Annotated in this window: 15 protein-coding genes and 1 pseudogene; 7 read left to right on the forward strand and 9 right to left on the reverse strand. The window is 41.8% G+C overall.

Annotation, left to right across the window (positions count from 1 at the left end; genetic code table 11):
• Positions 1-150: 150 nt before the first annotated feature.
• From H6G92_RS05390 to H6G92_RS05400, 3 genes and pseudogenes are all read right to left on the reverse strand, one after another.
• Entirely contained in the window at positions 151-579 is a 429-nt protein-coding gene (locus H6G92_RS05390; protein ID WP_190891518.1) for an MAPEG family protein, read from the reverse strand.
• A gap of 9 nt (positions 580-588) precedes the next feature.
• A pseudogene (locus H6G92_RS41050) lies at positions 589-744 on the reverse strand (pentapeptide repeat-containing protein); the annotation flags it as partial.
• Between the two features lie 603 nt (positions 745-1,347).
• Positions 1,348-2,274, reverse strand: coding sequence for an AraC family transcriptional regulator (locus H6G92_RS05400; protein WP_190891520.1), 927 nt, complete (start codon positions 2,272-2,274; stop codon positions 1,348-1,350).
• A gap of 240 nt (positions 2,275-2,514) precedes the next feature.
• Between H6G92_RS05400 and H6G92_RS05405 the strand changes: the two genes are divergently transcribed.
• The 3 genes from H6G92_RS05405 to H6G92_RS05415 all read left to right on the forward strand — a co-directional run bounded on the left by H6G92_RS05405 (position 2,515) and on the right by H6G92_RS05415 (position 4,720).
• Positions 2,515-3,591, forward strand: coding sequence for an alpha/beta hydrolase (locus H6G92_RS05405; RefSeq protein ID WP_199344707.1), 1,077 nt, complete (start codon positions 2,515-2,517; stop codon positions 3,589-3,591).
• Between the two features lie 173 nt (positions 3,592-3,764).
• A complete protein-coding gene (gloA2, locus tag H6G92_RS05410; RefSeq protein WP_190891983.1) occupies positions 3,765-4,151 on the forward strand; it encodes an SMU1112c/YaeR family gloxylase I-like metalloprotein in 387 nt (128 codons plus the stop codon).
• Positions 4,152-4,399: 248 nt separating this feature from the next.
• On the forward strand, positions 4,400-4,720 hold the full coding sequence (locus tag H6G92_RS05415) for a hypothetical protein (protein ID WP_190891522.1): 321 nt from the start codon (positions 4,400-4,402) through the stop codon (positions 4,718-4,720).
• 63 nt (positions 4,721-4,783) lie between these two features.
• Here H6G92_RS05415 and H6G92_RS05420 read toward each other — a convergent pair whose 3' ends face one another.
• Positions 4,784-5,860 (reverse strand): PIN/TRAM domain-containing protein, encoded by a 1,077-nt coding sequence (locus H6G92_RS05420; protein WP_190891524.1) that lies wholly within the window; start codon positions 5,858-5,860, stop codon positions 4,784-4,786.
• A gap of 250 nt (positions 5,861-6,110) precedes the next feature.
• Here H6G92_RS05420 and hemW point away from each other — a divergent pair, with 250 nt between their 5' ends.
• The 3 genes from hemW to H6G92_RS05435 all read left to right on the forward strand — a co-directional run bounded on the left by hemW (position 6,111) and on the right by H6G92_RS05435 (position 9,401).
• Positions 6,111-7,292, forward strand: a complete 1,182-nt coding sequence (hemW, locus tag H6G92_RS05425; protein WP_190891526.1) for a radical SAM family heme chaperone HemW — start codon at positions 6,111-6,113, stop codon at positions 7,290-7,292.
• Positions 7,293-7,302: 10 nt separating this feature from the next.
• The gene (locus H6G92_RS05430) at positions 7,303-8,190 is read left to right on the forward strand and encodes a sugar phosphate nucleotidyltransferase (protein WP_190891528.1); all 888 of its coding nucleotides are present in this window, start codon (positions 7,303-7,305) and stop codon (positions 8,188-8,190) included.
• A gap of 89 nt (positions 8,191-8,279) precedes the next feature.
• Positions 8,280-9,401, forward strand: a complete 1,122-nt coding sequence (locus H6G92_RS05435) for a THUMP domain-containing class I SAM-dependent RNA methyltransferase (RefSeq protein ID WP_190891531.1) — start codon at positions 8,280-8,282, stop codon at positions 9,399-9,401.
• A gap of 236 nt (positions 9,402-9,637) precedes the next feature.
• Here the strand turns inward: H6G92_RS05435 and H6G92_RS05440 are convergent, their stop codons facing one another.
• From H6G92_RS05440 to H6G92_RS05455, 4 genes are all read right to left on the reverse strand, one after another.
• A complete protein-coding gene (locus H6G92_RS05440) occupies positions 9,638-10,285 on the reverse strand; it encodes a PEP-CTERM sorting domain-containing protein (protein WP_190891534.1) in 648 nt (215 codons plus the stop codon).
• Positions 10,286-10,672: 387 nt separating this feature from the next.
• Entirely contained in the window at positions 10,673-12,277 is a 1,605-nt protein-coding gene (locus H6G92_RS05445; protein ID WP_190891537.1) for an NAD(P)/FAD-dependent oxidoreductase, read from the reverse strand.
• Positions 12,278-12,349: 72 nt separating this feature from the next.
• Positions 12,350-13,375, reverse strand: a complete 1,026-nt coding sequence (locus tag H6G92_RS05450; RefSeq protein ID WP_190891539.1) for a S66 peptidase family protein — start codon at positions 13,373-13,375, stop codon at positions 12,350-12,352.
• A gap of 115 nt (positions 13,376-13,490) precedes the next feature.
• Positions 13,491-15,932 carry a dynamin-like GTPase family protein gene (locus tag H6G92_RS05455; RefSeq protein WP_190891541.1) on the reverse strand — a complete coding sequence of 814 codons (2,442 nt, stop codon included), beginning with the start codon at positions 15,930-15,932 and terminating at the stop codon, positions 13,491-13,493.
• Between the two features lie 576 nt (positions 15,933-16,508).
• Between H6G92_RS05455 and H6G92_RS05460 the strand changes: the two genes are divergently transcribed.
• Entirely contained in the window at positions 16,509-17,066 is a 558-nt protein-coding gene (locus H6G92_RS05460; protein ID WP_190891544.1) for an HPP family protein, read from the forward strand.
• Between the two features lie 167 nt (positions 17,067-17,233).
• Here H6G92_RS05460 and sppA read toward each other — a convergent pair whose 3' ends face one another.
• Positions 17,234-19,069: a signal peptide peptidase SppA gene (gene sppA / locus H6G92_RS05465; protein WP_190891546.1), complete on the reverse strand. Its 1,836-nt coding sequence runs from the start codon at positions 19,067-19,069 to the stop codon at positions 17,234-17,236.
• Between the last annotated feature and the right edge of the window lie 48 nt (positions 19,070-19,117).

A 19,117-nucleotide genomic window follows, 5' to 3' on the forward strand; every position in this document is an offset into this window, starting at 1 on the left:
TGAACCTAAAACTTGATGAACTCAGCGATGCTTTCTTTGAACCACTGCCAGAAGATGAACTCCAGCAATGGGAATGAGCTACCTGATCGACTAATAGTCAAAAATTATAGATATATTAATATTCGATTAGCTTTTCTCAGATCAGTATAGTTATTGACTGAAGTGGATAAGGGCTGCGCGGATAGCGATGAACCATACCGCAAGCGTGGCAAATAGGTAGAGGTAGAACCGAAGGATGATGAGATTGAATGTGCAGTGGACAGCACTATGCAATGCGCGAAACACAACGAAGACCCATGCCGCATTCACATACACCGAATCCACCTGATTCGTGACAAAAAGATATAGCACAAGCGCATAGAAGAGTACCGGAATCTCAAACAGATTCTTTAGGTTATCTGATGGATTGGATACGTTTGGTGGCGAGAGTTGCGCCAGTGTGCCAGGTACAGCAAGGTCTTTTGAGCTGATCTTTGTACTGATGATGAAACTGATACGACGGATGTACATATACACCCAGACTAGGAGTGTTAGAAACACTGTCGCAAAGAAGGGGCTGAAGATTGCATCTTGCGTCATTTCCACTCCTCAAACTTGCTCATTAGTGATGAATCTTGCTCTACGTAAGTCAGCGTTTTTAAAGCTGGTGCGATCAAGGTTTGCATTTTCAAGATTAGCACTTTGAAGATTAGCTTTTCTCAGATCAGCAAACCGTAAATTAATGCCTGCTGCTCTAGCTGCCTCAAGATTAGCATTTTATAGTAACGCGATCGCTTTTCTGTCGGCTTAACGATATACCAAAAGGAATGCGGAAATTACTTAAATAAACAAGCAAACTGGGATTTGAGAAAGCAATATCTCCTTTTGCTTGCGGAAAACACTAAAATGAGAAAGCAAACTGGAGTTTGAGAAAGCAATATCTCCTTTTGCTTGCGGAAAACACCAAAATGAGAAAGCAAACTGGAGTTTGAGAAAGCAATATCTCCTTTTACTTGCGGAAAACACCAAAATGAGAAAGCAAACTGGGGTTTGAGAAAGTCAAACGCCATTTTGAGTAAGCAATATGGCTTTTTGCTGATTGAATATAAATTTAAGTTAAATATGCGAAAGTTTAGACATCCGGCAACAACGGTAAACGATGGTGTCGATACCTGCATCACGTAGCAATGCTGCCGCAGAGAGTGGTAATTACTGACGGGGCAACAATTTCATAGCGGTTATACCAATTTGAAAAAAGAATGCGATAGATAGACCATTTGTAGAGACGCGATTCATCGCGTCTTTACCCAAGGATGTGTTGCGATCATTAATGTATTAGTCCTTTGCACCAATAAACCTGTCCAATTCTTATTGCCCTAAATTGCTGCGTAGCTTGGCGATGTCACGATGCGGGGGAATACCAAATAGTTTTTTATATTCCCGGCTGAAATAAGACGGATCATCGTAACCGACACGAAAGCTGGCGATCGCCACGTCCATGTTTTCGCCGAGCATCAGACGGCGCGCTTCCTGAAGCCGTATTTGTTTCTGGAACTGCAAAGGACTCATCGCCGTGACAGACTTAAAATGTTGGTGAAAGCTTGACACGCTCATGCCGAGTTCACGGGCTGTATCTTCGATTTTCATCGGCTGGTCAATGTTCTCGCGGATTTGCTTGACCACCCTAGAGATGCGCTGCGCGTCGCCTTCGGTAGTGATAAGCTGACTGAGCCGTGCGCTCTGTTTTCCCTTTAAAAGCCGGTAGATGATCTCGCGAATGATGAGCGGCGCGAGAAACTTCATTTCGTCCGGCGTGTCAAATAGTTTCACCAATTTGACGACCGCTTCCAACAAATCGGCATCAACCGGGCTGACATCCATCGCCTTGACTCCCGTGCCGCTTTTTTTAGTTTCGATGCCAGATTCAATCATCACCGCAGCAACAAGTGCAGGATCGAGGTCTATCCGAAGATTCAAATAAGGTTTTTCCTCGGACGCTTCGACGACATTACTCATAATCGGCAAATCAAGCGTCGAGATTAAGTAATGACCGGAATCATAGTGAAATAATTCATCGTTCAAAAGCACATCCTTGCTGCCCTGCGCGATGACGCAGAAGGCGGGCTTTAATACGGATACCTGGCTCTCGGTCGGTTTCGACGATTGATATATGAAAATGCCCGGAAACACTTCCAAAAGGCTGTTTTCGGGAGCGAGACGAATCATTCTTTCGATCAGCTCTTCCCGATTGATCTGCATCTTTCGCTTTTCAAATTCTGCTTCTTTTGGGTTCATAAATTTATATTAAACATTTTGTTTCTGTTCAGCACGTTGCATGGCGATTTTTTGGAGAATTGTCCGGTTTTTTTCAATGAACGTCCTAACGCTATCCGTTTTCACGCCTGCATAATTGGACTTATACAGCAAACAGAAGAAACGCTGCTGATAAAACCAGATTGATATTTGGAGAAATTTAAAATTAATAGAGCAACAATTTCAATGTGTAAATTTCACAGTAAAAAGGGAAAAAATTATATGAAATATCTATTAATTTTACCGATGATGGCTTTTATGATAAGCGGGCAAGCTTACACACAAACAGAAAAAAAAGGACAATCAGAAAAAACAAAAGAAATGGAACAAATAACACCAAAGGGATATACAACTTTTAAGGTAAGCGACAACATTACGATGTATAAGGTTACTTTTAAAAACCAATACAAAATGAATGTTGCGGGACATTTATTTATTCCCAAGAATTTAGATCGGAGTAAAAAACATTCGGCGATCGTTGTTGGGCATCCTATGGGAGCTGTAAAAGAACAAAGTGCCAACGTGTATGCTGCAAATATGGCTGAACGAGGGTTTGTGACTTTATCTCTTGACTTGTCTTTCTGGGGAGAGAGTGAGGGCGAACCACGCAACGCTGTTGCGCCTGATATTTATTCTGAAGATTTCAGTGCAGCAATTGACTTTCTTGGTACTCGTCCATTTGTTGACTCAAACCGAATCGGAATAATTGGAATTTGTGGTAGCGGAAGCTTTGTTATTAGTGCCGCTAAGATTGATCCGCGAATAAAAGTGATCGCAACTGTCAGCATGTACGATATGGGAGCAGCCAGCCGAAATGCACTTAACCATTCGCTGACCCTTGAGCAGAGAAAGAAAATCCAGGAGGAGGCTGCAAAGCAACGTTATGTAGAGTTTACCGATGGTGAAACCAAATACACGGGTGGGACTGTACATAAGTTAGATGAAAACACAGACCCCATCCAGCGTGAGTTTTATGATTTCTACCGTACTCCGCGAGGTGAATATACTCCAAAAGGAGGGTCGCCGGAACTCACAACGCACCCGACGTTCAGCAGTAACGTTAAGTTTATGAATTTTTACCCGTTTAATGACATAGAAACGATTTCCCCTCGTCCTATGCTTTTTATCACGGGTGATAAGGCTCACTCAAGAGAGTTTAGTGAGGATGCCTACAAACGTGCAGCCAAACCCAAAGAATTGTATATCGTTCCGAACGCAGGACACGTTGATTTATATGACAGAGTTGAGTTAATTCCTTTTGATAAACTCACGTCGTTTTTTACCGAACATTTAAAGTAACGTGAGTTTCAGATAAGAATCGAAGAGTTATGAAGAAACCGTCGTTCGAGATACAACGACGGTTTCTTTTCAAGTAATTTCAACAATAATTGAAACAAGCAAAAGTGTTTTGTGGTTGGGTTCCCACCTACGTACACTCTCTTAATAATTGTACTAAAAAAAGCAAAACTCCAATGAAAACCACTGGTATTCATCATGTAGCTGTTATTTGTTCTGACTACGATCGCTCCAAAAAATTTTATGTAGAAGTTTTAGGCTTTTCGATTATTCAAGAGACTTTTCGCGCCGCCAGAAATTCTTATAAATTAGATTTAAAAGTTGCAGAGAATACTCAAATAGAACTATTCTCTTTCCCCAATCCTCCAGAAAGACCTAGTAAACCAGAGTCTTGTGGTTTAAGACATCTTGCTTTTAAAGTTGATGATGTAGAGGAAACTGTTATTTATTTAAAATCAAAAGGGTTAGAGGTAGAAAATATCAGAGTTGATGAAATTACAGGTAAGAAATTTACTTTCTTTAAAGATCCAGATAATTTACCATTAGAAATTTATGAAAATTAGAATATATAGATGTTTGGAGATGTTTGGATTAAGAGGATGTTTGAAAAGTCCCTAGTAATGTATTAAATACTTTTAGATCCCCCTAAATCCCCCTTTTTAAGGGGGACTTTGATTCCGGTTCCCCCCTTAAAAAGGGGGGCTAGGGGGGATCTCTCAGTACCTAAAATCACAGCCAACCACTTTTCAAACAACCTCTAAAGTACTTCAGATAAATACCAAATGAACTAGCTATTTGGTAAAATTTTAAAATGTTTGGCAATATCTGTAAATTTCTAGCTGAAAATATTGCTGCTTCCACAGCGATTTTAGCTGGTTTAGTATTAGACAAAGAGGTTATAAGACGAGTTTTGAGGTCAGATATTATGCGCGAGTCAGTGATTTATCAAGATATTTTAGACGAAGGCAAAGCTGAAGGGAAGGCTGAAGGCAAAGCTGAAGCTTTACTTGAAGTGGCAAGAAATCTATTTAATACTGGTATGCCATTAGAACAGATTGCCAGAGTCACAGGGTTATCTATTGATCAGTTACAGAATTTACAAGCAAATGAATTTCGTGAGTCTAATCAATAAATAATCGGTGCAGGTTGACTGCACCGATTACTAAGTGTCACTCGAATTGAACATCCCATTGTTTCACGCTAATGCTGAAGCTTGGGGTTTGGCAAAAATCATTCTTCCTGCGGTGGTTTGCAAAGCACTAGTGACTACTACTCGCAATTCACCACCCACATAACTGCTACCTTCTTCAACGACTACCATTGTGCCGTCGTCTAGATAGCCAATGCCTTGACTCGGTTCTTTGCCTTCCTTGAGAATTTTCAAATCCAGGTTGTCGCCAGGTAAATAACTGGGACGGACGGCATTTACTAAATCATTCACATTCAAAACAGGTACTTTCTGAACGCTGGCGACTTTAGACAAGTTGTAGTCGTTGGTTAACAATGTACCGCTGATTTCTTGGGCAAAGCGCACCAACTTGGCATCTACTGTGGGAATATCTTCGTAATCGATTGCATTAATCACGATGCGATCGGGATATTCTTCTTTAATACGGTTGAGAATTTCTAGTCCTCGTCTTCCCCGCACCCGCTTTTGGTCTTTGCTAGCATCAGCTACTTGTTGAAGTTCTTGCAAGACAAACTGCGGTACAAGAATTTGTCCTTCCAAAAACCCTGTTTCTAGTAAGGCTTCAATGCGACCATCAATAATGCAGCTAGTATCTAAAACTTTAGTATTAGCTGGTTTTAGCGTCCCTTCCACTACCATCGATTCGACGGTGTTGGGATTAATGAAGCGCAATAAACCTCGCCCGTGAGTGTCTGCCAAATTCATGCCAGTAACGGAGAGGATAATACTGCCGACAACTGCCACTAGTGGCTTAATAAATCCAAAATCCGCCGGTATAGGTAGTAAAAATAGTGGGGCTAGCATGAGGTTAGCTAGCAATAGCCCAATCACTAAGCCAATGGCACGAGTTAAGATCACTTCCAGAGGCATTTCTTTGACTTGTGATTCTAGACGACGATATGTCGTCTGGAAACTCAGCCCGATCGCACCACCAATAATAGCGGCAAAGACGGCAACAACTAAGCGTAAAGCTTCAAGATTTGTTACCTGATCGAGAGTGCCATTGGGTAGTAGTTCAATGCTGTAGAACCCTATTCCCGACGCTGCCAAGATAAATGAGAAAATAATAATGGCGTCAAGCATGGTTGTCTTGTTTTCCTGCAACTGTGGTAACCGATAAAGTTAAGTATTTTTTATTTCATCGGTAAGATAGACTCATCAATATTGACTTACACTAAGGGTTTAGTAGGGCAATATCTGCAATTATTATAACCAAAGCCTTTTATCTTCATATTTTTCATTGTTTCGTTGTAAAACGACAAAAACTTGTAAAGAAATTACTCATTTTCATTGTCTCTAATTCGTAGTTGGCTTAACTTAATTCTTTCTCAAAATGAGTCAAAAATTTAGTATTTCTGGAATTGCCAGTTCTGCTTATGTGCATATTCCCTTTTGCAGGCGGCGGTGTTTTTATTGTGATTTCCCGGTGTCTGTTGTGGGCGATCGCTTGCGGGGCGAAACATCTGGTACTATCTCCCAATACGTTGAGGTGCTATGTCAAGAAATTGCCATTACACCAGCATTTGGTCAACCTCTGAAGACAATTTTCTTCGGTGGTGGTACTCCTTCGCTGCTATCAACGGAGCAGCTACAACGGATAGTAACAGAGCTAGAGAAGCATTTTGGCATTGCTTCCGGGGTAGAAATTTCTATGGAAATTGACCCAGGTACCTTTGATTTAGCACATATAGTAGGCTACCGCAGTGCAGGCGTAAACCGGGTAAGTTTGGGTGTACAAGCCTTTCAATCAGAATTATTGCAAAGGGCGGGGCGATCGCACTCAGTTGAAGATATTTTCGCAGCTGTGGAACTAATTCACCAAGTCGAGATTCCCGAATTCAGCTTAGACTTAATTTCTGGGTTGCCACATCAGTCTTTGGATCAATGGCAGGATTCTCTAACAAAAGCGGTAGCGCTTCTACCCACTCATATATCTATTTATGATCTTACCATCGAACCAGGTACAGCCTTTGGTCGTTACTACAAACCTGGTGATACTCCCTTGCCAACGGATGAAGCCACAGTCAAAATGTACCAGATGGGGCAGCAGGTTTTAACTAGTGCAGGTTATGAGCATTATGAAATTTCTAATTATGCTCAATCTGGTCATCAGTGTCGGCATAATCGAGTGTATTGGGAAAACCGCCCTTATTATGGCTTTGGTATGGGTGCAGCGAGTTATCTAGAAGGGAAACGCTTCACTCGTCCGCGTAAAACTAGGGAGTATTACCAGTGGGTGGAAGCTGGTGGTGTGATTGATTGTGATGTGACTCCCCCAAAGGAAGTATTGTTAGAAACGTTAATGTTGGGGTTGCGTTTGGCGGAGGGTGTAAGTTTGGCGGTGTTGGCGGAGGTGTTTGGGGAGGAGAAGGTGGAGGAAATTTGCAGATGTTTGCAATTATATTTTGATAAAGGTTGGGTTGAAGTTGCAGAGGGAAGGTTGCGTTTGATTGATCCCCAAGGGTTTTTGTTTTCTAATGTGGTGTTGGCGGAGTTATTTGAGAAGTTGGGGTGATGTACTGCTTATGCAGAAAAATAAAGTTAGAAAAGCTGTGATTCCGGTAGCTGGTTTTGGTACTCGTTTGTTTCCAGCTACCAAAGTTGTGAAAAAAGAACTTTTCCCGATTATTGATCGAGATGGTAGGGCAAAACCTGTCATTATCGCAATTATTGAAGAGGCAATTAATGCTGGGATTGCAGAAGTAGGGATTGTGGTGCAGCCGGATGACAAAGAAATATTTGAAAATTTATTGAAAAATCCACCAAAAAAAGAACTTTTAGATAAACTTTCACCGCAAAATCAAGAATATAGCCGATATATCGAAGATTTAGGTAGCAGAGTTACTATTTTATTGCAAGAGGAGCAATTGGGCTATGGTCATGCAGTATTTTGTGCTAAAGATTGGGTAAAAAATGAGCCGTTTTTGCTAATGTTGGGTGACCACATTTATGCATCTGACATTGAAAAGTCTTGTGCGCGTCAAGTTTTAGATGTTTATGAACAAGTTAATCAAAGCGTTGTTAGCTTAACTACAATGCCAGCAGAAATTATTCATAAAGCTGGGTGTGTAACAGGAGTTTGGCAAGAGTTAAACTCTATTTTGTCAGTTAAACAACTCTATGAAAAGCCTACCATTGAATATGCACAACAGCATTTACGTGTAGAGGAAATGGCAGAAAATGAGTTTTTATGTATATTTGGCTTATACTTACTTACACCGAAAATCTTTAATTTTATAGCAGAACATATCAACCAAAATTTCCGAGAACGAGGTGAATTTCAGTTAACATCCTGTCTGGAAAGATTACGTCAGGAAGAGGGGATGACAGGATATGTTGTTAAAGGTAAATGTTTTGATATAGGATTGCCAGATACTTATCGTCAGACAATGATTGATTTTAAAAATATTTAGATTAATCTAAGCTCGAAAAGTCGCTTCTCTGAAAAACCAATAAATTGAGTTCCTAGTACGCATTAATTACGAATTACGAATTACGAATTATGAATTATTTTGCAACGGTTGCTCGTGGATTAGAAACCCTCGCGGCTCAGGAGTTAGAGCAACTGGGTGCTCATTCAGTGGAGCCAGGGTTTTGCGGTGTAGCCTTTGAGGGCGATCGCACTTTGCTTTATCGCGTCAACCTCTGGGCTAGGCTGCCGTTCCGAATCTTGGTGAATATCCATGAGTTTCCATGCCTTGATGCCAAGGATCTCTATCGCGGTATCCAGTCCATCGATTGGGTAAACTATCTCACGCCAGACATGACCCTGGCGGTGAATGTCACAGGCAAAAACGCTCACCTCAACCACAGCCATTTCACATCTCTCCAGGTCAAAAATGCGATCGTTGATCAGCAGAAAGAAAATCTGGGTGAGCGTTCAAATGTAGAGCTTCATGACCCAGATGTGCGGGTCAATGTTCATATTGAACGTGACTTTTGTACCGTTAAACTCGATAGTTCTGGAAATAGTCTGCATCGTCGAGGCTACCGTCCTGCGGTTGGAGCTGCCCCTCTCAAGGAATCTCTGGCTGCTGCGCTCATTCAGCTTTCGGGTTGGGAGCCAAACCAGATGTTCTACGATCCTCTCTGTGGATCTGGCACTTTACCCCTGGAAGCTAGCTTAAAGGCACTGAATATAGCACCAGGGTTGTTTCGTGAGTGCTTTGGATTTGAAACTTGGCTCGATTTTGATCTGTCCCTTTTAGAAAAGCTGCTCCAAGAAGCTAAGGACAGTCAACTAGATACCCTTCCCGCACCTATTTGGGGAAGCGATCGCGATGAAAATATAATTGAACAGGCGATTAACAATGCTCAAAACTGCGGCGTTGATAACCATGTATGGTTTTCTCAAATGGAGCTTGCCGATATTGTCGCCCCCGCAGACAGTGGAATTTTATTCTGCAATCCACCCTATGGCGAAAGGCTGGGGCGAGATAGTGATTTAGGAGCATTTTACAAACTTTTGGGCGATGTGCTGAAACAACGCTTCAAAGGCTGGACTGCATTTGTGCTGAGTGGGAACAAGGAACTGTCTCAATCGATTGGACTAAAATCATCCCAGCGGATTGCGGTATATAACGGAGCGCTGCCTTGTCAGTTAATGAAATATGAGTTGTACTAAGGAATAAGAATTAAATAACATACAATTTATGTTCCTGGCTTACCTCACCCTCAATCCGTAGCCTTATAAAGAAGAGGGAAGCTAGATAGAAAATGAAGTTTTGCATTTTATTTAATTCACGTTCCTAAGACCAGAACAGATCAGATTTTGCGATTTTTTGATGATCAAGACTGAAACTACTTCAGAGGTTGAAGTAGTTTCAATCTTGTATTCTATGAAACCCTAAGAACGTGTAATCAGATAGCGCGACGGCGGCGAACCATTACCATTCCACTTGCTACTAAACCAAGACCTAACAAAGAAGCCGGTTCAGGAACGGAAGTAGGAGGAGGATTTTTCCCTATATTAGAGACGAATAATGAGGCATGAGATAAATCTTTCCCTGCCTTTCCACTGCCATCTAAAGCAACACCAATGGTATTGAATACTCCTGTTAAACCTTGAGAGAAATCATAATCTTTGAATAGGTAAGCAGTGTAAGCAGTACTTGTTTTGAGGCTAACTACAAACGTGTTACTGGACAATGCTGTGCCCAAACCCCATGTACCAGAATTAAAGTCATTGGCTGCTGTAATCGCAAAGGGATTCGGCTCATCAGATTTGCCAGCTAAAGTCCATTGCACACCAGTACCAACAAAGCTGCTAAACAGACCATTATTTAGCTCAGGGAGCAAAGTACCTTGTGCCCCTGTGTCATTACCAGCATTTGGACCGTCACAAGCTGTAGCTGAAACTCCTCCAAGTGAAATATCGGCAAGGCTACATATTGCTGAAGAAGTTTGACCGCCACGGGGTGCAGCATAAACTGGTGCAGCAATTGAAGCACAAGCGATTCCAGAAACTAATAAAACTGAAGCTGATATGAAAGAAAAATTGTTTTTCATTTTGGACTCTGCTTGAAACTTCGAACGAGATGTATTGTTATTGATGTAGGTAGTTACTAAATATTTACTTTGGAATAATAGTCCCTACTACGATACTTTGAATCTTATATGTATTTCTTTTTACATGCCTCTAAGCTGGTGTCATTTTTATCAGATATTTAAACAATTGCTGCTTATTTAATCCCCTGATAAAGTAATGATTATATCCTCAGTAAAAACTCTTAAACTTTAAATAAACGGCAAAAAAAGATATCAGCAATGATTAAAATCCAGTAATAAATAACCTAGCCGATTGCTCTTAACTGTTTGTACTTCGTGCTAGGGCAGCTTACCGTAGGTATCCCATTGACTATTTCAGATTTGACGATGCCTACGGCGCTAAACTACTCAATTCCTCAAAATACTTAAAGCCACCGCCTCTGCTACCTTAATCCCATCAATACCAGCCGAGAGAATTCCCCCTGCATATCCCGCACCTTCACCAGCCGGATAAAGACCGACTGTATTTAAACTCTGATAATCCTCTTTGCGTTTAATCCGAATCGGTGATGAAGTGCGGGTTTCCACCCCAGTTAACACGGCATCGTCCATCGCAAATCCTTTAATTTGTTTGTCAAAAGCGGGAAGGGCTTCGCGGATGGCTGCGATCGCATAATCTGGTAAACTCTGACTCAAATCACCCAAATGTACCCCAGGTGTATAAGACGGCTTAACAGTGCCAAATGCTGTCGAGGGGCGATGGTTGAGAAAGTCACCCACCAACTGCCCTGGAGCTTCATAAGTTCCACCGCCCAACTCAAAAGCTTTTTCTTCCAAGCGCCGTTGAAAGTCAATTCCCGCCAAGGCATTTCCCGGATAATCTTCGGGCGTGATACCCACAACGATCGCACTATTGGCATTGCGCTCATTGCGAGAGTATTGGCTCATCCCATTGGTGACAAGTCGCCCCGGTTCCGATGCGGCTGCAACTACCAAGCCTCCTGGACACATGCAGAAACTATAGACGGAACGACCATTTTGGCAGTGGTGAACCAGTTTGTAATCAGCAGCACCTAAAAGCTTATGACCAGCTTGAGCGCCGAAACGACATTTATCGATGAGAGTCTGGGGATGTTCGACCCGAAAGCCGATGGAAAATGGTTTCGGCTCGATGTAAACCCCACGATCAAATAGCATTTGGAAGGTATCGCGGGCGCTGTGACCTACCGCCAGAACCACATAATCGCTGGCGATATATTCCCCATTAGCGAGGGTGACTCCCCGCACCTGTCCATTTTCGATGTTGATATCTTCAACCCGACTTTCAAAGCGAATTTCACCGCCGAGGGATTCGATTTTAGCCCGCATACTTTGGACGATTCCCACGAGTTTGAAGGTGCCGATATGCGGTTTGTTGATATAGAGAATTTCCGGTGAGGCTCCCGCATTGACGAGTTCGGTTAGTACCTTGCGCCCATAATGCTGAGGATCTTTGACTTGACTGTAGAGTTTACCATCGGAAAATGTACCTGCCCCACCTTCGCCAAACTGGGCATTAGATTCGGGGTTGAAGTCTGATTTTTTCTTCCAAAAGCCAAAAGTATCAGCAGTGCGATCGCGAACTTTTTTCCCACGTTCTAAAATGATGGGACGGAACCCCATTTGTGCCAGCATCAAACCTGCAAACAAGCCACAAGGCCCAGTACCAATCACGATGGGGCGAATCGCCAAATTGCTTGGTGCTTGTGCTACTGGGCGATAACTCATGTCTGGCGTGGCCATGACATGGGGATCTTTTTTCAAACGCTTGAGTAGATGAGTTTCCTGAGTTGTTTCTACATCGAGAATATAAACAAGAGTGATCTCTCCTTTCTTACGCGCATCGTAGCTACGCTTGAAGATAGAATAGCTGATCAATTCTTCGTCCGTGATTTGCAGCTTTTTGAGGATGGCAGACTTGATCTCATCTTCAGGATGATCAAGCGGGAGCTTTACTTCTGTTAGTCGTAACATGGCGAGGAGAAATTCATACTTGTCTATCAAAATCTTAATCAAAATCACTGTGGCGCTGCTGATTTTCGTGGCTCAAACAAGACTAACAGCCGCCTCTAACATTCGTATTGTCCCAAGTTCAGCATCTATTTCCACTTCCACACCGATTGGCAAGGTAAATTTATCTTTAATATGACCAATCATTGAACCATACCAAGCAGGAATACCTAAAGGAAGTATGTGGTCTTGCAATACTTGCATTAAGGTAAATGATGGTTCATCCCCAAGACTACAATTAGTGCATTGCCCAAAGATAAAGCCAGTAATTTGATTAAGTATCCCAGCAGTTTTTAACTGTGTCAGCATCCTATCTAGACGGTAAACATCCTCGCCAATTTCTTCCACAAACAGGATGCTTTTGTTCCAAGAAGGTAGGTAAGGTGAACCTACCATCGCTGATAGCACTGATAAGTTTCCACCCACAAGTTTACCTTTTGTCTTTCCCCGTGCTATTGTCTGCACCCGCACTTCGCTAGGGTTAAGATTTTGCATAGTCACAGTTTCAGCATTAAATAGGATGCGCTTGAAGTAATCTACTGTAAATTGATTCCAGGTAGACGTAGCAACTGGCCCATGAAAAGTAATCATTTGACTACGGGCATTAATTGCCAATAACAGCGTCGTAATATCGCTGTAACCCATGAGAATTTTCGGATGGGAGCGGATCAGCGAGTAGTTGAGTAAAGGTAAAATGCGATTACAACCCCAGCCACCACGCATGGCGATAATTGCTTTTATGGTGCGATCGCTAAACATCAAGTTTACATCCTGGGCGCGATCGCTATCTTTACCCGCTAAATAGCCGTAACGATCTAAAATATGCTTCCCCAGCTTGACTTTTAACCCTAATTGTAAAATTGATTGCTGCGCTGCTTCGATGTCTTTAGCGTCAACGATACCAGCAGGCGCGATTAGTCCTACAGTATCGCCTAATTGCAGACGAGGCGGCTTGCGGATGGTGTTTGCGGGTAGTTTACCTTCAGCGGTAAGTGGTGATATCTGGGTGGCTAGAGTAGCGAGTCCACAAGTTGTGAGAAATTCCCGACGCTTGATAGTCATAACCATTAAGTTGGAGATTAGGATTCTAAAAAGTTAGATCCCCGACTTCTTTGAGAATTCGGGGATCTAAACACTGCTAATTTTCACAAATCAAATCGGATTGACATATGTAAAATTAAACCTCTTGTACCACATCTGAAATCACAAACCCATTATTAGCAAACTTACCATCAGTGTCAAACAAATCACCAATTACAGGCAAAAGATGGTCATATAATTGCATGGACTGCAAACAATTATTAATACTAGAAGCGGCTGAATTATATGCTGCAATATTTTCTTCGACAACATTCAATAATCGCCGATTATTTGCAATTTTTTCTTCAGCTTCTTGTTGCAGCGTTTTCTCTAAATAAGCACGCGCCTGTGGATATTGCTGCAAAATCTCATCTGCTTGCTGATCTGCCATTGGCAATAACTGAGTTTTCAGGGTTTGGTTGATGGTTTGACGGAAAGATTTACGAATAGTTTGAGAAACTTTGGGGTCAAAATCTAATTTCAATAATTGCCTAATTGCTGGTTCTGCTTCCACGATACTTTCAGCGTCGTAACCTTGAGAAGTTTGTAATAAAGTTTGGCGAAATTGATATATAGAAAAAGTGCCTTCATCATAAAATCTCGGACTTTCTCGCACAAAGCGATCGCACTCTACACTAGCTGCACTCACCAATGCTTGAGTAACTTGTTTTTCTATAGTTCTGATCTCTTGTTCAATGCCGCCATCATGATCTAATAAACGATACAACTGACGATAATATTCGGACTTGCGAATCTTTTCAATTAACCGCTGGAAATAATTTGCAACTACTTGCTGAGAAGATTCAACTAAAATATCTTCTAATTGATTTGCTAAGTAATAAAATGCCTCCACTAAAATAGCAATTAAAGGTGCGGTAGCGTTGCGAGGATGGCTGATAGTTGCACGCCGATAAGCATAAGCTACAGAAAAAGTATCTAGCAATTCATCTAAACGGCGAATCATGCGTGATTGCAATTGCCTAAAATCTGCTTCAAAAGCATCACAAGAATTATTAATTACATGGTTAACTTCTTCAGTGATATGCTCACTAAATTCTCTACCAATTTGCTGGAGTTGTTGATTTAGGTGTTGCACTTCTTGTGCCTTCATCATCTCAATCTCTTGAGGCTGACTATCTAAATTACGTTGTACACTCTGATAATGTTTTTTCAGTTTAATACAAACATCTTCCAAATCATCAGCAAGATTTTTAAATAATTGTGGACGCTTTTCTTGTGTTAGATAGCGAGTAATAGCTGTGCGAAATTCCTCAGTACCACTATCTTGAATTAGCTGTTCTATAAGTTCATTTCCTGAATCTCCCAAAATCCGCACATAATTTTGATTTGGAGTTTCATAGCCGTTAACAGAGACACGGAATTTAGTAGAAGATAGTTTTCCTGAATTTACGCAGTAGTTGTTAAATGCATAGACAAATTGTGGTGTTTCTTCTTTACCATCTAAACCTTTAATACTTTCTGCAAAAACAGAATCTAAACCAAATCTATCTCGTTGGCTTGTTTGTTTAATTTGACTACCGTAAAATCCTAATAATCCACTGGTTTTATAAACCTTATTTGAATTGCTAAATTGCCCACTAATTAAGTTATCTAATCGTTGCCGTAGTTCTGTATTATACCAAGTTTCATCGATGCGGTTGAAGATATAGAAAACGCGATCGCGTACTCCCCCATTCTCCCGCATTAATTCCAAAAGTTCTGTTTCTTCTTTTGTCATGTCACCCGCCGAAGCAGGTTTTAGCACACACACCACCGCCGAAGTATCAGGATGTTGAATTTTGGCATAAGTTAGCTGTGCATCTTTCTCTACTGGTGCATCGATACCAGGCGTGTCAATAATTACATTTCCATCTTGTAGCAGAGGATGATTACAGTAATATTCTATTCGCTTCAATACTGCACTATTACTACCACGACGGGCATATCCAGCCGCTTCCTTGAGATTGGAAAAGTTAAATTGTTCCATTGAATATGTAGCATTATTAACCGTGTTGATGCGATCGCGGTTTGCCCAATATCCTTGTAGCAACAACGTTAACGCCTTCGCCTGCTTTGCACGTTCTGATTTACTCTCACCACCCTCTTGCTGAATAATAGTTTCAGAACCTTGACGTAGCAAGTTAATTACCTCAGCTTGGTTAATATTAGTTACTGTTTTAAATCCTAGTTGCTGACACAAAGAAACTGCTTGTTCCCGAATCTCTGCTTCACTTAAAAACGTCAAAACAACACGTTCTTTATCTATTTCTGCATACTCTATTTTGCATTCTGTACCTGTAGCATGTCCCTCCGCACTGTAGAGTAATTCCCTCTCCAATAGTGCATTAATTAGCATTGATTTACCAGCACTAAACGCACCCGCAAACACAATCTCAAACTTGGGAGAAATCGCCTTGCTTAAGGAAGTTTGTACAGGTGTAATATCTTGGGAACGTAGCGTTGGTTCTTGTTGTAAAAGTTGTAATATAGACTCAACCTGCTCTTTTAAATTTTTGCACTGAAGCGGTAAATCTGACATGTTCAGCATCCTGACAATATTTATGTATATGTTAGTTACATTTGTTGTCTTGATGGTTCAGTAGTATTTCTGAGATATTTGATGTGATTTAGTTACTGGATAATCACTTAACCCACAAAGCTTATGTCTGCTTAAAAACTTATTAGGCTGACGCGAAGAGAAGTCTGATTACGAAGTTGGCGAGGCCAACTCATCCGCCTTGGTGCAGTTAGTGAGCAAGAATAAATCAAACAAAGAGTAATTTCAACTAAGCTAATCGTCAGTCATTTTACCGAATGATTAGCTTGCAGTAAGGGCTACCTTACGGGAACGCTTCTCTACGAGAGGCTACGCCAACGCGAACAGGTTTTTGAGAGGCGATAAATCGCCGTCTCTACAAGTGTTTTGGTCTTATCTGAAATGTATTGACTTTTATGCAACTTAAATTGACCCTTTAGCCTAATTTTTAATAAAACAAAAAAATCTGTATATTTGAATACTTTTTAGAGGTTTTTTTGACAAATGTCATGTTATTGTAACTTTAGCAAAGCCTTGCTCAGTCAATTCAGGGAGTCATGATTATCGAGTGGTTCATTCATGATCGACAGTAAAAAAGTTCGGTTAAAATTAAAAAATTATTGGTTTAAAACCTTTGGCAGATGGCGATCCTGTCCGCTAACCTGTCCAATAGACAGACCTCATCATCGACATGTTTTTTGGAGTTGGATCGGTAGTTTCTTAGCCATAACTGCAACGTCTTACCTTGCTGTAAAAACTAATTCTCCTTTGCTGATGGCTCCTTTTGGTGCTACGAGTGTCTTGATCTTTGGTGTGCCTGACAGTCCTTTGGCTCAACCTCGCAATGTCATTGGGGGTAATCTTTTAGCTGCGATCGTGAGTCTGATAATTCTGCATTTTCTCGGTGCTTCTCCCTTGGCAATGGGAATGGCTGTTTCTACTGCGATTGGAATCATGCAGCTTACCGGAACTCTACACCCACCTTCGGGTGCTGTTGCATTAGTCGTCATGATGACGAAACCGGACTGGCAATTTCTGCTAACACCTGCCTTTGAGGGATCGATGATTTTAGTGCTATGTGCTGTGATCTTCAATAATTTAGCGGAAGAAAGGACATATCCAAAACACTGGTTATAGCCTTATCTCTAGCAAAGCGGAGCATCTTTAAGCATCGGGCAAAAAACAGTAGGTTGATCGCAGTTCAAATGATTTACGGTTGCTTTGGTTAGACTTGGACGTTTCCTCAGTATGATAATACCCTTGCGATCGCAAGGGTATTCTCAGTGCGATCGCTGCATAAAAAACTACTCAATCTTCAAGTTGAAAGGCAAGCGGGCGTAAACCCCCTGTGGATCGTTCATCTTTTGCAGAATCTCTACTTCCTGTTGCAATTTCTGAAATTCAGCGGTGAGGGGATTGGATTGTTTGAGTTGCGTCCCCTCAATTCCTAAAGCAGTCCGCGCCTCTTCAGTTGCACGCCCAAAAAAGCGTTCTCCGAAACTGCTAGTGCGAGGATATTCTTGCACTTCCCAGTCTTCTCCTAGTTTCGCCTCCTTGACAGCATAGGCGATCGCAGTATTCAAGCCACCAATTTCATCCACCAAACCAATTTCCTTGGCCGCCACACCCGACCAAACCCGTCCTTGGGCAATCTCTGCTACTTTTTGTTCTGGGAGTTTCCGACCTTGAGAAACTTTATTCAGAAACATATTATAAATCCGGTTAACACTGCGCTGATAAAGTGCCAACTCTTGGGGCGATTTCGGACGCGAAACTGTTTGACTATCAGCATAGGTTCCGGTTTTAACCGAATCCCAGGTGATGCCATTATCATTCGCCAGCTTTTCGCCATTAAACAACACCCCAAACACACCTATTGAACCTGTAATGGTATTTGGTTCTGCAAAAATACGGTTTGAGTCGCTAGCAATCCAATAACCACCAGAGGCGGCCATGTCACCCATTGACACTACAACTGGTTTCGCCTCACGAGTTAATTTCACTTCTCGCTGCATGACTTCAGATGCGGTAGCGCTACCACCAGGACTATTAATCCGTAGTACAACAGCTTTCACATCCTTATCTTGTCGTAGTCTGTTGAAGATTTTCGCAAAGCGATCGCCTCCTACTTGCCCATCTTCACCTTTACCATCGACAATCTCGCCCTCAGCATAAACTACGGCAATTTGATTTTTTGAGCTACGTTCTACACCCAAAGATTTGCCGGGAACTTGGGCATAGCTATTCAGGCTAATTTGTCGGAATGTTTTGTCTTCTTTATCGCTATCTGTCAACTTTTTGAGGTCAGTTACCACTTCATCGGGGTATTGTACTTGATCAACTAAACCGCTGGTTTTGGCTTGTGTGGCTTCCAGTAGCGCCTGATTATCTGCGATCGCTTGCAACTGGTTCGGTTCAATTTTCCGACTTGCACCCACAGTAGTGCGCCACTCTCCCCAAACATCATCCAGCAATTTCTGAGTTTGTTCGCGGTTTTCTGGACTCAACTTTGTGAGGAGAAACGGTTCAACAGCCCCTTTAAATTTCCCCACTCGCACAACTTGGACACCAATGCCATACTTCTGTAATGCTCCCGCCAAGAACATTGGTTGTGAACTCAAACCGTTGACTTCCATCATTCCCAGAGGATTAAGTACAATGGAATCTGCCACTGAACTAACGTAATATTCCTTTTCACTCCAATCACTGCCATAGGCGATAATCTTTTTCCCAGTAGCGCGAAACTCCTCCAGTGCTTTCCGAATTTCTTTCAGGGAGGCATAGCCGACATTACTAGCTTGGCTTGTGCTTGTTGCATCCAGGTAAATCCCGACAATTCGCGGATCGCGTCGCGCTTTTTCCAAAGTTTCCACAACTTTGCGGAGTGATATTCTTTCTTCATCCACACCTGATATTGTGTTTTGAAACAGTTCACCTGAACTAGGTTCGCTATCAGTAATTTTCATCGACAAGTCAAAAACCAGCATTGACTTATCTTTCACATTTGGCCCAGTATCTTTAGAGGAGCTAGCAGCCAATATCAGCAAGAATAGTCCAGTGGTTCCCAGACCACCGAAAATAATTAGTCCTAGTAAGGTGCCAACTAAACTAGCAAAAGTTTGTTTGATAAAATTACGCATTAGTTATTAGTTATTAGTTATTGGGTATTGGGTATTCGGCATTGGTTA

This window comes from Nostoc foliaceum FACHB-393 (assembly GCF_014698505.1).
GTDB lineage: Bacteria > Cyanobacteriota > Cyanobacteriia > Cyanobacteriales > Nostocaceae > Nostoc > Nostoc foliaceum_A.

Bases quoted from the DNA above. Each gene is read 5' to 3' on its own strand.
- H6G92_RS05390 (WP_190891518.1), bottom strand. From the start codon at position 579: ATGACGCAAGATGCAATCTTCAGCCCCTTCTTTGCGACAGTGTTTCTA.
- H6G92_RS05400 (WP_190891520.1), bottom strand. From the start codon at position 2,274: ATGAACCCAAAAGAAGCAGAATTTGAAAAGCGAAAGATGCAGATCAAT.
- H6G92_RS05405 (WP_199344707.1), top strand. From the start codon at position 2,515: ATGAAATATCTATTAATTTTACCGATGATGGCTTTTATGATAAGCGGG.
- gloA2 (WP_190891983.1), top strand. From the start codon at position 3,765: ATGAAAACCACTGGTATTCATCATGTAGCTGTTATTTGTTCTGACTAC.
- H6G92_RS05415 (WP_190891522.1), top strand. From the start codon at position 4,400: ATGTTTGGCAATATCTGTAAATTTCTAGCTGAAAATATTGCTGCTTCC.
- H6G92_RS05420 (WP_190891524.1), bottom strand. From the start codon at position 5,860: ATGCTTGACGCCATTATTATTTTCTCATTTATCTTGGCAGCGTCGGGA.
- hemW (WP_190891526.1), top strand. From the start codon at position 6,111: ATGAGTCAAAAATTTAGTATTTCTGGAATTGCCAGTTCTGCTTATGTG.
- H6G92_RS05430 (WP_190891528.1), top strand. From the start codon at position 7,303: ATGCAGAAAAATAAAGTTAGAAAAGCTGTGATTCCGGTAGCTGGTTTT.
- H6G92_RS05435 (WP_190891531.1), top strand. From the start codon at position 8,280: ATGAATTATTTTGCAACGGTTGCTCGTGGATTAGAAACCCTCGCGGCT.
- H6G92_RS05440 (WP_190891534.1), bottom strand. From the start codon at position 10,285: ATGAAAAACAATTTTTCTTTCATATCAGCTTCAGTTTTATTAGTTTCT.
- H6G92_RS05445 (WP_190891537.1), bottom strand. From the start codon at position 12,277: ATGTTACGACTAACAGAAGTAAAGCTCCCGCTTGATCATCCTGAAGAT.
- H6G92_RS05450 (WP_190891539.1), bottom strand. From the start codon at position 13,375: ATGACTATCAAGCGTCGGGAATTTCTCACAACTTGTGGACTCGCTACT.
- H6G92_RS05455 (WP_190891541.1), bottom strand. From the start codon at position 15,932: ATGTCAGATTTACCGCTTCAGTGCAAAAATTTAAAAGAGCAGGTTGAG.
- H6G92_RS05460 (WP_190891544.1), top strand. From the start codon at position 16,509: ATGATCGACAGTAAAAAAGTTCGGTTAAAATTAAAAAATTATTGGTTT.
- sppA (WP_190891546.1), bottom strand. From the start codon at position 19,069: ATGCGTAATTTTATCAAACAAACTTTTGCTAGTTTAGTTGGCACCTTA.